We start from the raw sequence: 14,858 nt of genomic DNA on the forward strand, positions 1-14,858 counted from the left end.
GAGCTAGAACCTTTCTCGGCGCCGGATGGCGCTCTCTAGCTCACGCGTGCCCAGCGGCAATCGCGTGACTAGCACCTCGCTGAGGACATCGAACAAGCGGTCCGCGACCTCGTCGACGCTGAACCGCTGGGCGTAGTGGCGCGCCGCCTCGGCCCCGCGGCGCGCCGCGACGGCGGGATCCGCCAGCGTGTCGAACGCGGCGGCCAGGCCGGCGACGTCGTCGGCGCCGACCGCCGGGCCGCCCGGCGGCTGGTACTCGGGCAGGGCGCCGACGGTGGAAACGATCGGCATCACGCCCAGCTGCATGCTCAGCACCTGCACCCCGCTCTGCGAGGCGCGCCGATAGTGGGCGACGGAACCCTTTGCCGCGGAGAGCGTTTCGACGACATCGGAGTAGCGGTACGTGCCCGAACACCACCGAACGCGCTGCGGCAACTCCGCGCCGCTCAGGCCGATCGGGCCGTCGCCGATGAGCACCAGGTCGTCGCCGCGCCAGCCGTCGCCGCTGACGTGCCGTTGCCAGGCCTGCAGCACCACGTCGAAATTCTTGTACGGATTGAGCCGGCCCACCATCACGAAATCGCGGCGGCCCCCGGCGCCGACGGGCGGCGGAACGAGATCCAGGTCGAGGTCGCTGGTCAGCGGCAGCACGTGCAGCGGCGTTCCGTCCACGTCCCGGCGGGTGCTGACCGCGGCCGCGACGTAGTCGCTGTAGACCACCGTTGCCGCGGAATGGGCGCCCCAGCGATCGAAAACCGCGCGCTCGTATGCCGGCCGCTGCTCGCCGGCGTCATGCGGCCGGTCGTCGTGCACCAGCTGCACCCGCGGCACGCCGCCGGCCAGCGCGATCCACCGCGGATCGCGAACCAGTTCGGCGATCACCACGTCCGGGCGATGGGCCCGGATGCGGCGCCAGGCGGCGAAGCTGGACGGCCACGTTCCGGCCGTCCGGAACCGCGGGTCGAGCACCAGCTCGTAATCGCGGGCGGCGTCGGACTCGGGGTGCTGGTCGGAAGTCACCAACAACACGTCGGCCCCCCGCCGTCGCAGCGCTTCGGCCTGCACCCGCGCCAGCGGCCGCATCCAGGGCGAAAGCCACAGCACCCGAATCGGATTCATAGTCGCGACCCCGCCCCGTCGGCTCCCGGGTCGACCGACCAGCGCCCCTCGAACTGCGGATATGTCCGGCGGACCTCGTCGTACAGGTCCGGCAGGGTCAGCATGACGCGATCGGGGTCGGCCGCGATGAGCTGTTCGGGGGAGATGATCGCGATGTCGGTCCCGGGAATCCGCCGGCCCTGCTTCGCCGGCGACGCGTCGGCGACCGCCCGCACGAGGCTCCGGTCGACCCCCGCGATGCTGAACAACGCGGGCACCCGGGAGCCGGCGCCGTACGCGTAAACCTCATGCCCGCCGGCCGCTTGCGTCACCAGCCACTCGCGCAGCAGGGTGGCATGCCGCTCGGCCGCCCCTTGCAGCCGCCCGACCACCGACGGGTCCGTCACCCCGAAACTCGCCTCGCGCGCTAGGATGCCGGCGGCACGTCCGTCCGGTTCGGCGGGACCGTGCACGGCGGCCGCCAACAGGGTCCCGCCGTACAGGTCGAACTCCCAGGCGCTGGCCAGGCTCATCCCGACCGATTCGAGGAGTCCGACCAGCGCGGTCAGCGAGTAGTAGCCGAAGTGCCCGTGGCGCAACGCGTTCCACTGTCCCTGGCTCACCATGGTCAGCAGCCACGGGAACTGGACGAGCAGAACCCCGCCGGGGGCGGTCGTCTTGGCCCGGAACTGAAAGCCGGACCGCTGATCCGCGTCGTGCATGACGCCGAACGAGTCGAGGACGACGTCGGCGATCTCGGACCCGGCGAAGCCGCGTTCGGCGAGCAGCGGCAGCCACGTTCCGCCGTGTGGGCTGCCGAACTCCCGCACGGTGCTGCCGCGCAGCCAGCCGGCGTCGGCGACGCGCCGCACGGCCTCGGCGGCCTGCTCACGCAGCGCGAGTGGCTCGATGCCGCGCGGTTCTTCGGTGATCGTGTCGTCGCTGGCGAGTTGGGCAAGACCGCAGGACGCACAGAGGTCCATCGCGATCGGGTGCGCCGACTCCGCCGGGCTCACCGGCTCCGTGGCGAGCGGAAAGTGGTCGGCGGCAGGCACATTACCGAGATCCAGCACTCGGTGTAACTCGGTGCGGCCGCACCCACGGCAGCTCGTCATGGCACGCCGCCGCGTCGCCGGTGCACCCCGGAGGCGATGTGCAGGTTAGGCAGCGGGAAGACCAGCCGGCCACCCCAGTCGGCGATGTAGCTGAGTTGTTCGGTGAGCTCGCTCTCCAGGTTCCAGGGCAGCGCGAGGACGACGTCGGGGCGGTCCCGGGCGATCCGTTCCGGTTCGTGGATCGGGATCCGCATGCCCGGCGTGAAGTGGCCGTGCTTGTACGGGTTGCGATCGACGGTGTATTCGAGCAGATCGCTGCGGATTCCGCAGTAATTCAGCAGGGTGTTGCCCTTGCCCGGCGCGCCGTAGCCGACGACGCGCTTGCCCTCGGCGCGGCACTGCAGCAAGAACCGCAGGAGCTCGTGCCGGGTGGCTTCGGTTCTGGCCTGAAGTTGGAGATAGCCTTCGACGCGGTGCAACCCCGCGGCCTCCTCGGCGTCCAACACCTTTCTCACGCGTTCGCTCGGCTGGCCGGCGATCTCGGCCGAGCGCGCCCAGACCCGGATCGACCCGCCGTGGGTGGGCAGCAGTTCGACGTCGACGACGGCCAGCCCCGACGTGGCGAGCGCGCATATCGCCGAGAAGAGCGTGTAGTACTGGAAATGTTCGTGATAGATGGTGTCGAACTGCGCCTGCCGCACCAGGTTCAGCGCGTGGTGCACCTCGATGCTCAGCCAGCCGTCGTCGTCCATCAGCTTGCGCAGGGAGCGGGTGAAGCCGCGCAGATCCGGGATGTGCGCGTAGACGTTGTTGGCGACGACCAGGTCCGCTGGGCCATGCTCGACGCGGACCTTGGCCGCGACCTCCTCGTCCAAAAACGCCGAGATCGTCGGCACCTTGCGTTCGCGGGCGGCCTCGCCCACGTTCTTCGACGGCTCGATGCCCAGGCACGGCACGCCCGCCGCGAGGACGTGCTGCAGGAGGTAGCCGTCGTTGCTGGCGACCTCGACCACCAGCGAGTCCGGGCCGAGCCCGAGACGCTGGACGGCTTCGCCGACGAAGTCCTTGGCGTGGCGCACCCAGCTGTCGGAATACGAGGAGTAGTAGGCGTATTCGGTAAACGTGTCCTCGGGGGTGATCAGCGCCGGCACCTGTAGCAGTAGGCAGTCTTCGCAGAGCCGAAGATGCAGCGGGTAGGTCGTTTCCGGCAGATCCAGCTCGTCGGCGGCGAGGATTCTCTCGCAGGGCGGGGTCGAGCCCAGGTCCAAGACGCTGAGCAGGTGATCGGAATCGCACAGGCGGCAATTCATCTGGTTGTCTCCTCGGTAACCGGTCCGTGTCTGTGGGGTTGGCTGCGATGCCGTGCCGATCGGGCGATCATGCGGCCATCGCGTTGATCGCCTCGAGGTAGGCGTCGGTCATTGCCTCCACCGTGTAATGCTCGCGCAGGCGCGCGTACCCGCGGCGTCCCATCGACGCCAGCGCGACCGGGTCGCCGATGATCCCGGCCAATGCGTCCCGCCATGCCGACACCGTAATGGGTTCGACGACGAACCCCGCCCCGCCGAAGTCGAGCATCTCGGGCACCGCGCACGTCGCCGACGCCGCTACCGGAACGCCCCGCGCCATCGCCTCCAGGATCACCAGTGGGAATGCCTCGGATCGGCTTGGCACGCAGAGCAAGTCCGCGTCGGCCAGCGCGGGCCCCGGGCCGGCTGCCCATCCGCGCCACTGCACGCGGTCGCGCAACTCGGCGGGGGTGCGCTCCTGCAGCCGCTCCCGATCCGGACCGTCGCCGAATATCGAGAGCTTCCAGGGCAGATGCGCCAGGCCGGCGAGCGCCTCGACCAGCAGGTGGGGGTTTTTGTGGTCGAGAATCCGCGACAGCATCACCAGATGGGGTTCCCCGGCGCCGGGGCGACGGCGGTCCGGCTCGCCCGGCACGGTGACGCCGTTCGGCGCGACGAACAGGCGGCCCGTGAGCCGGTGGTGCAGGCCGAGCATGTCCCATTGCCGTTGCGCCAGAACGACGAAGCCGTCGGCGCGGCTCATCGCGGCGGCCAGCGGTCGTGAGTAGATGGGGCGGTCGGTCTCGGGGGGCACGTGTGGGGCGACCAACCAGCGGCGGCCGCCGCCGCGCGCGCGCCACAGCGTCGCAAACCCCGTCTCGGTGTTGGTGTCGCCACTGATCAGTACGGCCGGGCCGGCGGGCAGGTCGACCGCCGGCGCCCACCAGGGTTGGCGTACCACGCGCACGCAGTGGGGGATTTCCTTGATCAGCGGGCCGAACCGCTGCATGCACACAATGGTCACGGGGTAACCTCGGCGGTCCAATTCCGTTGCCAGCAAGGCCTTCTGGCGTTCGGCGCCGCCATAGACCAGGCGGTTGGTGGTGATCACTATCGACGGCTTGCCCGTGTGGCGGGCGGCGCTGACGCGCTTCCGCGCGTCCCGTTTGGACCGCTGCAGCCGGTCCAGCAGCGTGGTGCCGGCCAGGTACACGTCCGCATGGTGAACGCTGTGGTGCCGTTCGAGCAGCAGCGCGATGTTGGCGCGCAACAGGTCCCGATTGCGGTAGCGCTCGACGGTCGGCACCTCGGCGCCGTGCACGGCGTCGGGTTCGCATTCAGCTGTCGCTGCCGCCGGGTTGCCGTGCTCGATCTCGAACTCGTCGGCCAGCAGAATGCGCCAGCCCGCCGCGCCGGCCCGGGCCTGCCAGTCGGTTTCCTCGCCGTAGAGGAAGAACTCCTCGTCGAAGCCGCCGATCTGGTCCCAGGCCGCACGGTTGATCGCCAGGCACACGCCGCCCAGATAGCCGTCGATGCTGTGTGATTCGTCGGGCTGACGAGAGTAGAGGTGCGAGATCGCCGTGCCCCGCAGGCGATCCGAATAGCCGGCGGCCGCGACCAGCGCCCGGCTCAGCGTCCGGCGCCGCGTCGCGACGTCCCAACGAGCCGGTCCGGCCGCTCCGTCGTCGCGCACCAGCGGGGAGACGGCCGCCACTCCGTCCTCGTTCAGCAATTCCCTGGTCCGCTTCAGCGGTCCCCGGATCCGGGTATCGGCATTGAGCAGCAACAGGTCGGCGTCGCCCGGCGTGTGGTTCACCAACGCGTTGAAGGCCGCGCCGAAGCCGAGGTTGACCGGACCCAGCACCCAGTGCACCCCGGGGTGGCGGGCGGCGAGCTCCTCGCGGCCGGGATACGGGTCGCCGCTGTTCTCGTAGACGTAAACCGGTAGCTCCGGCAGGTGTTCGGCGACGCCGGCCAGGCATTGCTCCACGAGGTCGTGGCTCTTGTAGGTCACGATCAGCACCGCCAGCGGCCGCGGGGGCCTGGCGCCGTTGACCGCCTGCTGCAGATATGGCCGATCCAGTTCGGTTGTCATGCCGCCACCTGTTTGTCGAAGAGCGTGGTCAACGTCGATCGGGTGAACGGTCCGATCATCGCGCTGGTGATCAGGTAGGTGGCGGCCGCGGCCGCCACGATCAGCACCACCGGGTGGCCCGACAGGGCCAGCGCCACCGCGACGCAGGCCGCAGTGGGCGCCAGCAGCCGGACCAGGAACGCCACCGGGGTGCGATAGTCGCATGCGCGGCGCAGCCACCAGCTGGCCACCACCATGCCGAACAGCTCGGTACCCACCAACGCGAGGCCGGCGCCCACCGCGCCGAATCGCCCGTCCAGCAACAGGTTCAGCACCACGTTGAACGTCAGCGTCGCGATCGACAGCCGGAACAGGAACTTCTGGTGGTGGCAGGCGAACAGGGCCTGACCGAGGGTGCCGGTGACGAAGCGCAGTGCCACCGCCACGAATAGCGTCGCCAAGGTCGGCGCGCCGCGATCGACGAAGTCGCGATCGCCGAACAACTCGATCAGCGGTCGCGACAGCAGCACACCGATGATGGCCACCGGGATCCCGACGAAGTACATCAGCTCGACGCAGCGCCGCAGGAAGTCGGCGAAGGCGGCGACATTGCGCGAAAACAGTTCGGTGGCCGTCGACAGTGTCGCCTTGAGGAAGAACACCGAGACGATCAGCGTGTTGAACGCGACCGTGTAGGCCAGTCCGTAGACCCCGACCTCGGCATGCGTGCTCACCTTCGACAGGATGACGCCGTCGGCGCGCCAGTACAGCACGCCGAGCACCGCGACGCCGATCGGAAATATGCTCTCCCGCAACAGGTCCGCGACTTCGCGCGGCGCGAAGATCGGCCGCAGCGAGATGTGCCGGGCCGCCGCGGTGCCCTGGATCAGCAGCTGCAGCGCCGGCGGTATGAGCTGGGCCACCGCGAACCAGATGACGTCGGCGTGGGTGGCGACCAGGTAGCTGACCATCGACAGCGTGCCCAGCCTGCCCGCGACGTCGGAGAAGGCCACCGCCGAAAAGCGCACGGTGGCAAGGAACACCGGCTCGAAGCGCGTCGTCATCGTCAGCATCAGCAGCTGGCCCGAGAGCACGACGAGCATCACCCGCACGTCCCCGTCGTGGTAGAGCAGCAGGCCCGAGCCCGCGGCGAGCGCGGCGAGCGGCAGGCAGTACACCAGCGACAGGCCGCTGTTGACGCGCACGAGGCGCTCCAGGTCCCCGGTGCCCGAGGTGACGCGGCGCACGATGACGGTGCCGATACCGAGATCGGCCAGGCTGGCCCACATTCCGACGAAGGCGATCGCGATGGTGAGCTGGCCGTAGCGGCCCGGACCGAGGTAACGGGCGGTCATCGCCACCGAGACCACCGAAGCCACCATCCCCAGCGCGCGGCAGATCAGCTGGACGGAGAACGCGTGCGCGATCCGCGACCGCGGCACCGACGGTGCTTCCGGAGCCGCCGGCGAAGTCGAGTCCTGTTCGAGCGTGGTCTCGCCGCCCATCAGTAGGCTCCGTCGCTGGTCAAAACGGCCTTGAGGGTGCGCGCGATGATGAGCAGGTCACCAGCCATCGACCAGTTGTCGACGTAGGACAAATCGAGCCGCACCGAGTCCTCCCAGGACAGGTCGGAACGGCCGCTGACTTGCCATAGCCCGGTGACGCCCGGCTTCACCAGCAGCCGCCGCTTGACCTCGCCGTCGTAGTTCTCGACTTCCCGCCGCAACGGCGGGCGGGGGCCGACCACGCTCATGTCCTGCTTGAGCACGTTGATGAACTGCGGCAGCTCGTCGATGCTGAACCGGCGAAGTACCCGGCCGACGGGCGTGACCCGCGGGTCGCGCCGGATCTTGAAGAGCATGCCGCCGGCGCCCTCGTTGAGCGGTAGCAGGCTATCGACCTGGGTGTCGGCGCCGTCCACCATGGTGCGGAACTTGAGCATGGTGAAGGGCCTGCCGTCCAGGCCGATGCGCTCGGCGCGGTAGAAGACGGGTCCCTTGCCGGTCGCCTTGATCCCGACCGCCGCCGCGACCAGTAGCGGCGACGTCCCGACGAGCGCGGCCAGGGAAAAGCAGAAGTCGAAGGCGCGCTTCTGAAACCGTTGCGTCCCTTCGTATTGCGGCTTTTGGACGTGCAGCAACGGGAATCCCGCGATCGGCTTGAGGGTCAACCGTGCCCCGGCGACGTCCACCACGCCTGGCGACACCACCAGGTCGACGTCCTTGGTCTCCAGCCGCCACATCAGGTCCCGGATGCCGTGCACGCCGAAGTGTTCGGTGCGCGTCACCGCCACCGTGTCCGCGCCGCACTCGCCGATCGCGGCCACCGCGGCGGTCTCGTCGCCGAGGATCGCGATCTTTCGGCCCCGCACCGTCAGCGTTTCGCCGCGCGGCGGGCCGTATCCCGGAATGCACACGCCGACCACCACGTAGCCGTCGTTGGGGTTGCGGATCAGCTCGCGGGCGAGGTGGGAAACGCCCGGCCGGTCCCCGATGGCCAGCACCATGGTCTGGTACTGGCCCTGCGCCCGTTTGTGCCAGACGTGTTTGCGCCACAGGTTGCGGCTCGCCAGCAGTCCGACGGTGCCGGCGGGAAGCGCGACGGCCAGGTAGCCGCGGGCCAGGTCGATCTTGGCGAGCAGCGTCACGATGGCGATGAACCCGAACGTCCAGAACGACGCGCTGGCGATGCGGCGGTACTCGTCGATCCCGGCGCCGACGATCCGGGTCGACCGCGTCTGGAACATCGCCAGCGCCGAGAGCCACAGTGCCGCAAAGAGTGCCGAGAACAGCGTCATCAGCTGGCCGGGGTAGCCTGACGTGTTGGGTTCGTCCCCGAACCGGACAAACTGGGCGAGGGCGACCGAGGCGCAGACGATCGCCGAGTCGGTGATGCGAAGACGCGCCGAGTACCGCTGCTGCCAGCGGGAGGCGGCTGTGACCCGCGCCCGCCGCGCCGGGTGCGCGGGCAGCGTCGTCAGGCCGGTGCCGGCTCGAAGCGTCGTCGTCATGATGGCTTCCTCGCCTACGCGCTCGCCGATTCGACTGCGACGGGCAGGTTTTCGGGAACGTCGATCGCGGGTGTCCCGGCGTAGTACACGCCGGGGTAGCAGATGAGCTGGGCCCGCGATGCGCGCAGCAAGGCCAGCGGGCCCTGCACCAGGTACCGGCGCGCCAGCCGCCTGGGTTCGCGCGTCAACCGGTAGAACCACTCCAGCCCGATGCGCTGCATCCAGTGCGGCGCCCGGTTCGTCATGCCGGCCAGGAAGTCGATGGCGCCGCCGCAGGGCAGGAAAATCCTTGCCCCGGTGGCGAACCCGTGCCGGTCGATCCACTGCTCCTGCCGGGGCTTGCCGAGGCTGACCACCAGGATGTCGGTGCCCGCCGCGCGGATGTCGGCGACGAGAGCCTCCGAACGCGAGTCGACGTCGGCCGGGTCGGGCGCCCACATTCCCGAGACCGCCAGCGCGGGGTAGCGGCCGCGGAGGCGCTGCGTCAGCAGGTGATGCGTCTCGACGCTACCGCCGAAGAAACCGACCCGTTGGCCCGTCGACTCCGCCAACGCCAGGACCTCGGGCAGCAGGTCGGCGCCGGTGACGCGCGGCCACGGCTTCGCGGTCAGCAGTCGGCCGCGCCAGGCGATCGGCATGCCGTCGGCCAGCAGCAGCCATTCCAGCCTGCCCTCGGGTGCCGCGCCCAGCGCGCGGAAGTGGTGCAGGTGGTCGAGGTTCACCGAGCCCACCGCCAGGCCGGGCGACTGCGAGCGCAGCCGGCCCGCGATGATCGACAGCACCTGGCCGGTGTCGCAGCGCTCCACGACGCTGCCGCTGACGACCATGCGCACCGGCGGGGGCGTCACGACGCCCCGCTCCCGGCCGCGGCCTCCTCCTGCAGGCAGGGCCAGCTGGCGTCACGCTCCGACATGACGGTCACCGGCAGCGGCCACTTGATGCCGAATTCGGCGTCGTCCCAGCGGAATCCCTCCTCGCTACCCGGCACGTAGGGACCGCTGATCTGGTACAGGATCTCGGTGTCGTCGGTCAGGGTCTGAAAGCCGTGCGCGACGTACGGCGGCAAAAACAGCGCCCGGCGGTTGTCCGCGCTGAGCTCCACCATCACGTGCCTGCCGTAGGTCTGCGATTCGGGGCGTACGTCGACCGCGACGTCGACGATGGCGCCGCGCACGCACCGCACCAGTTTGGCCTCGGCGTGCGGCGGCGCCTGCCGGTGCAGGCCGCGCACCGTGCCGCGGGTGTGGTTGAAGCAGATACTCGTTTGCGCCACTTCGGGAATCAGGCCGTGGGTGGCGAATTCGTCGGCGCAGAAGGATCGAGAGAAGAAGCCGCGATGGTCGCGATGGGGTTCGATGTCGATGATCGTCACCCCGGCGACACTCGTGGGCGTGTACTTCATTCGGTTCCCTTCTCGGCGGCTGTCGGTCAGTTGGGCGCGGGGACGGCGCACGGGCGCAGCAGCGTCTTTTCCCCCGTGAAGGCCTCGGCGTAGCGGGCCCGGCACTGCACGCCGCGGATCCGCATCAGGCCGAGGAACGCCTCCTCGTCGAACCAGTCACGGCCCGCTTGAGACGGATACGACCGGGAAAGCACCTCGGCCTTCTTGCGGGCAAGTTCGCTCGGAACATCCACGTAGACAGTCGGATTCGGCAGGTCGGACTCCCACTTGAGGATTTCGTAGCCCAGCACCAAATGGGCGCGAAACTCCGTCGGGATGAGCTCGGCGACCGCACGATGATCCTGGTGGTAGTCGTGGCGCTGCGGTCCGAGGACCAGGTCGGGCTCGCACTGCCCGCGGAACTCGGCGAGGTGGCGCTTGACCGCGCCCCAATGCTCCGGCAGGCGGCCGTCGGGCAGGTCGGCGACCGTCAACCGCACGTCGGATTGCGGGAACAACGCGGCGAATGCGTTCTTTTCCTCGACCTCGCGCTCGGTGCCCGCCCCCGTGAACACCAGGGCGTGCACGACGACGCCCGGGTTGTGGTGGGCGATTTGCAGCAGCGTCGCGCCGGCGCCGATGGCGATGTCGTCGCAGTGCGCTCCGATGGCGGCAATCGAACCGATTGCGCCGGTGGTCAGCCCGATCATGCCGAACGTCTCGCAGCGGGTCGCTCCCACACCATCCACGGCCGGTGTCCGGCGTTGTAGTCGGCGTCGAGTTCCGCGCGTTCCTTGAACGTGTCGGCCGGTTTCCAGAAGCCGTCGTGCTGATAGCCCAGGAGACGCCCGCTGCCGGCGAGGCTCATGCAGGCATCGCCGACGAGGTCGCCGTTTTCGGGAATGAGGTCGACGACCTCCTGGGTGAGGACGAAGTAGCCGCCGTTGACCCAGATCGGGAACTTGGCGATGGGCGCGATCTCCTTGATGTCGCCGTCGGCGCTGACATCGACGCAGTGGAACGACGACTGGGGCGGCACGATCAGCATGGAGGCCGCGGCGCCACTGGTCTGCAATCGCTCGATCATGGTGTCCAGCGGCGCGTCGGTCAGCACATCGGCGTAGTTGGCCAGGAAGTACTCGTCGTCGCCGAGGTACTTGCGCACCCGTCGCAGCCGCTCGCCGATCGGGGACTCCAGCCCGGTGTCGACGAAGGTGATCGTCCAGTCGGACATGTCGGAATCGAGCAGCTCGATCCGGCCGGAGCGCATGACGAAGTCGTTGGACTCCATCTCGCGGTAATTGAGGAAGAAATCCTTGACCATCGATTGGCCGTAGCCCAGGCACAGGATGAATTCCTTGTGCCCGTAGTGCGCGTAGTAGCGCATCACGTGCCACAGCAGCGGCCGGGGCCCGACCATCTGCAGGGGCTTGGGGACGAGGTCACCCTCGGCGGTGCGCATCCGCATGCCGTAACCACCGCAGAAAAGCACGACTTTCATGACACCCACCCCTTCGGATGACGGAAGGCGCCGCGGGAGACGAGCGCCGCTTTGAGGAGACCGAGTCTCCGTATAGGAGCGTCTAAAGATACTTCCGGTATGTCGGGCCTGTGGCCCCGTCCGGCCGTCATACGATCGACGCCCCGTAGCCGCCGGAGGGCGGTTGCGCCATCACGGTCGGGATCTGCCCGTAGCGCGGTCCGGGCGCTTGCGGGCCCCCCGCCGCGCGCGGCAGCCCGCCCAGCAGGCTCGGCGGCACGCCCCCCAGGCCGCCGGGGCCGCCGGCGTTCGGCAGCACCGCACCCGCGCCGGTCAAGTGCGCGGCGGGGATGACGCTGGTCCAGCTGGCAGGCACCGACAGCGAGCCCAGCGAGGCGGCCTGACCCAGGCCGCCGGCCACACCCGCGCCGAGGGATTCGGCCGCGCCGGCGGCCGCCGCGGCGGCGTCCCCGGCGGCCGCGGCGGCGCCCTGGGCCGCGGTGCTGGCCAGCCCCTGCAGCGTCTGGGCCATGCCGAGCACGCTGGACAGCCCGTACAACGGGGTGGCGGCAACCATCAGGTAGCCGGGCAGGATGGCGGGCAGGTTGTCCTCGAAGTTGGTCATGAAGCTGGACAGCGATAGCCCCGACCCGGTGCTGCCCCCGAGCAGCGTGCCCCAGGACGTTTCGGTCCCCGTGCTCGCGGCGCTCACCGAGGTCGGGGTCGCCAGGTTCTGCAACATCGAGGACAGCGAAGACATCAGGCCGGCCAGCGAGAACTGCTGGGTGGACGTGCCCGCGGCGGCCTCGGACACGGCGGTGGCCTGCCCGGTCACCCCGGCGGAATTGACGACGTCCGGCGCCGACGCGAACGGGGTCAGGTCGGCGGCCTCCGCCGAGTTGGCGGCGTATTGATACATCGCCGCGGCGTCCTGCGCCCACATCTCGCCGTACTCGGCCTCGGTGACCGCGATCGCCGGCGAGTTCTGGCCGAAGAAGTTGGTCGCGACCAGCACCGCGAGCTGGGCGCGGTTGCCCGCCACCGCCGCGGGGGGCACCGTCATCGCGAAGGCGGCCTCGTAGATCTCCACGGCGAGCTTCGCGTGGCTGGCCGCCTCCTGGGCCCGCGCGGCGGCCCCCGCCGTCCACGCCGCATACGGCCCGAACGCGGACGCCATGGATAAAGACGAAGGCCCCAGCCACCGCCCGACGGTCAATCCCGAGATCACCGAGCGGTACGACGCCGCGGCGGCATGCAGCTCGGCCGCCAGGTCGTCCCACGCCGCCGCGGCGGCCACCATCGACCCCGGCCCCGGGCCGGTGTACATCCTCAGAGAATTGATCTCCGGGGGAAAGGCACCAAAATCCATCGCTTCGGACCCCGGTTCGCTAGCGGGCCGCTGCCACGTCGGCGGTGGCCGAAGCCGTCCCCGCCGCGGGCACCGTCCCGGCCTGCGAAGTGACCAACGACACAGGCCACGGGCCCCGCGCACCGGCCGTCCGCCGCGCCGATCGGCCGCAGAAGCGGGCTGCGCCGCGCGCCGTGAGCCCCGAATTCACGCGCTGACCAGGCCAACAAACTGAAATCCCCATGGAAGGGGATTCTACATACTTTTAGTTCGGAGTGCAGCCCCGCAGCGCACCGAAAGTATTTCCAAGTTCGTGAACTCGACCCGCAGCGTTGAACGCCTCAGCGCGACAACCGACTGCTAACCTCAGAGACGGCCCAAATGCCGCCGAAAACACGCCGGTGAGTGTTGGCTCTAGAACCGGGTGTTTGCCCTGCTCGAGGAAGGCGCCCTGAACGTGGAATCGATCGATCCGGGCCGTGGCGCAGGCCCCGGAATGATCGCCCGGATCGCGTACGCAGGAGCGCGATCGGCCCGCACCGGACAGCTGAGCTCCCGGTCCCGATGACGACCCACTCGACCGACGGCCGCGCGGACGCGACGCGGCGACAGATTCTGCAGGCCGCCTCGCATCAGTTCGCCCGGCGCGCCTACCACGACGTCGGGCTCGACGACATCCTCGCGGAAGCGGAACTGACCAAGGGGGCAATGTATTTCCACTTCCGCTCCAAGCACGCGTTGGCCGTGGCGATCATCGAGCGGCAGACCAGCGACGGCGCCAGCGCGGTGGAAGAACTGCTCACCCGCGGCCTTTCGGGCCTGGAGACCCTCATCGACTTCTCGTATCTGATCGCCGTCGGCGACATCAAGACCGACGGGGTCCGGGCGGGGCTGAACCTGCTCGAGTCGGTCGGCCGGTCGGAGGGCCTGCAGAAGCGGCTGCTGGACGAGTGGGCCAAGGCGCTGGCCGGAGTCGTCGAGCAGGCCATTGCCGAGGGCGACATCCACGAGGACTGCGATCCCCAGGATGTGGGGCGGCTGATGGTCTCCCTGCACATGGGGCTGCGGCAGACCAGCAATCTGGAAGAGCCCGAGCGGTTCCTGCGCGACCTGGAGAAGTGCTGGCTGCTCATGCTGACCGGCATCCTGCAGGCGGACCGGACCGAATACTTCCGCCAATTCCTCAGGCGGCGTGCGTCGCTCGCCATCACGTCCACCTCGACCCCGGCGGACTCCGACTAATGGCCCGCCGTTTGCGCCGAGACTGCAACCAGCGCGCCGTAAAGCCCGAATTCGCGATCTGAGCGCGGGCTCGATGCCGTTACCGCAGACGCGACGCCCTCGGTGCGGCGGCTGTTACGCTTACTGCCCTCGCCGGAACATTTGCTGAGACGTCAAGATCCGGGGACCGAGGACATCGACTGAACTCTGGAGGTACAGACGCGATGGCGCGCCAGGTTCGATCGGAGGCCACCCGGCGAAAGATCCTCGACGCAGCGATAGACGTCTTCGGTGACGTCGGGTACGCGGCGGCGGGATGGAACACCATCATCGAGCGGACTGGGATGACCAAGGGCGCGCTGTACCACCACTTCGATTCGAAGGAATCGCTGGCGTCGGCCATCATCGGGGAGGGTTCGGAGACAATACTTGTCGCCTTCCGCAACGTGTGCGGGTCGTCGTCGCCGGCGCTGGAGAACATGATCCACGGCACGTTCACCATCGCCAACCTGCTCACCTCCGACAAGACGGCCCGCGCGGCCGAGCAATTGACCGCTGCCCTAAGCGGATTCAACGACGCGGCCACCCGCTTCTGCGCAAACCTGGTCGAGCTGATGGCGACCCAGGCCCGCAGGGCGGGCACCGAGGGCGACCTGCGCGACGAACTCGATCCGGACGTCATCAGCGAGGCGATCGTCGGCGCGATGTTCGGCGCGCGATTCCTGGCCAATGCCATGTCGGCGAACGCAGGTGAGAAGACCGCGGAACGCACCAATCAGATGTGGGAACTTTTGCTCGCGTCGATCGCGACGGAGGCGTCGCTGCCGTACTTTCGCCAGTTCCTCTCCCGCGAGGCGCTGCGGCATGCGGGGACGGCCGCGCCCGCCAGGAACTGACGGCGA

General features: G+C 69.3%; 13 protein-coding genes. 2 read left to right on the plus strand and 11 right to left on the minus strand.

Annotated elements, in window-relative coordinates; all coding sequences use genetic code 11:
- Nucleotides 1-3 precede the first annotated feature (3 nt).
- From AC5Y43_RS21525 to AC5Y43_RS21575, 11 genes are all read right to left on the minus strand, one after another.
- Nucleotides 4-1,119 (minus strand): glycosyltransferase family 4 protein, encoded by a 1,116-nt coding sequence (locus AC5Y43_RS21525; protein ID WP_499975827.1) that lies wholly within the window; start codon nucleotides 1,117-1,119, stop codon nucleotides 4-6.
- The gene (locus AC5Y43_RS21530; RefSeq protein WP_499975829.1) at nucleotides 1,116-2,213 is read right to left on the minus strand and encodes a class I SAM-dependent methyltransferase; all 1,098 of its coding nucleotides are present in this window, start codon (nucleotides 2,211-2,213) and stop codon (nucleotides 1,116-1,118) included. The genes AC5Y43_RS21525 and AC5Y43_RS21530 overlap by 4 nt, the downstream gene beginning before the upstream one ends.
- Nucleotides 2,210-3,463: a class I SAM-dependent methyltransferase gene (locus AC5Y43_RS21535; RefSeq protein ID WP_499975831.1), complete on the minus strand. Its 1,254-nt coding sequence runs from the start codon at nucleotides 3,461-3,463 to the stop codon at nucleotides 2,210-2,212. Before AC5Y43_RS21535 ends, AC5Y43_RS21530 begins: the two co-directional genes overlap by 4 nt.
- Before the next feature lie 67 nt (nucleotides 3,464-3,530).
- Complete coding sequence (locus AC5Y43_RS21540) at nucleotides 3,531-5,537, minus strand: glycosyltransferase (protein ID WP_499975832.1); 2,007 nt, start codon at nucleotides 5,535-5,537, stop codon at nucleotides 3,531-3,533.
- Entirely contained in the window at nucleotides 5,534-7,021 is a 1,488-nt protein-coding gene (locus AC5Y43_RS21545) for a flippase (RefSeq protein WP_499975833.1), read from the minus strand. The genes AC5Y43_RS21540 and AC5Y43_RS21545 overlap by 4 nt, the downstream gene beginning before the upstream one ends.
- Nucleotides 7,021-8,526 carry a sugar transferase gene (locus tag AC5Y43_RS21550; RefSeq protein ID WP_499975835.1) on the minus strand — a complete coding sequence of 502 codons (1,506 nt, stop codon included), beginning with the start codon at nucleotides 8,524-8,526 and terminating at the stop codon, nucleotides 7,021-7,023. Before AC5Y43_RS21550 ends, AC5Y43_RS21545 begins: the two co-directional genes overlap by 1 nt.
- Nucleotides 8,527-8,540: 14 nt before the next feature.
- Nucleotides 8,541-9,374: a WecB/TagA/CpsF family glycosyltransferase gene (locus AC5Y43_RS21555; RefSeq protein WP_499975836.1), complete on the minus strand. Its 834-nt coding sequence runs from the start codon at nucleotides 9,372-9,374 to the stop codon at nucleotides 8,541-8,543.
- Nucleotides 9,371-9,928, minus strand: coding sequence for a dTDP-4-dehydrorhamnose 3,5-epimerase (rfbC, locus tag AC5Y43_RS21560; protein ID WP_499975837.1), 558 nt, complete (start codon nucleotides 9,926-9,928; stop codon nucleotides 9,371-9,373). The genes AC5Y43_RS21555 and rfbC overlap by 4 nt, the downstream gene beginning before the upstream one ends.
- 26 nt (nucleotides 9,929-9,954) lie before the next feature.
- On the minus strand, nucleotides 9,955-10,617 hold the full coding sequence (locus AC5Y43_RS21565; protein WP_499975904.1) for a PIG-L deacetylase family protein: 663 nt from the start codon (nucleotides 10,615-10,617) through the stop codon (nucleotides 9,955-9,957).
- Complete coding sequence (locus AC5Y43_RS21570) at nucleotides 10,614-11,408, minus strand: glycosyltransferase family protein (protein ID WP_499975839.1); 795 nt, start codon at nucleotides 11,406-11,408, stop codon at nucleotides 10,614-10,616. The genes AC5Y43_RS21565 and AC5Y43_RS21570 overlap by 4 nt, the downstream gene beginning before the upstream one ends.
- A 127-nt stretch (nucleotides 11,409-11,535) precedes the next feature.
- Nucleotides 11,536-12,756, minus strand: a complete 1,221-nt coding sequence (locus AC5Y43_RS21575) for a PPE family protein (protein ID WP_499975840.1) — start codon at nucleotides 12,754-12,756, stop codon at nucleotides 11,536-11,538.
- A gap of 543 nt (nucleotides 12,757-13,299) precedes the next feature.
- Here AC5Y43_RS21575 and AC5Y43_RS21580 point away from each other — a divergent pair.
- Both AC5Y43_RS21580 and AC5Y43_RS21585 read left to right on the plus strand, forming a co-directional pair.
- Nucleotides 13,300-13,977: a TetR family transcriptional regulator gene (locus tag AC5Y43_RS21580; RefSeq protein WP_499975842.1), complete on the plus strand. Its 678-nt coding sequence runs from the start codon at nucleotides 13,300-13,302 to the stop codon at nucleotides 13,975-13,977.
- 203 nt (nucleotides 13,978-14,180) lie between these two features.
- Nucleotides 14,181-14,852, plus strand: a complete 672-nt coding sequence (locus tag AC5Y43_RS21585; protein ID WP_499975844.1) for a TetR family transcriptional regulator — start codon at nucleotides 14,181-14,183, stop codon at nucleotides 14,850-14,852.
- Nucleotides 14,853-14,858 lie beyond the last annotated feature (6 nt).

This window comes from Mycobacterium sp. NGS57 (assembly GCF_059812405.1).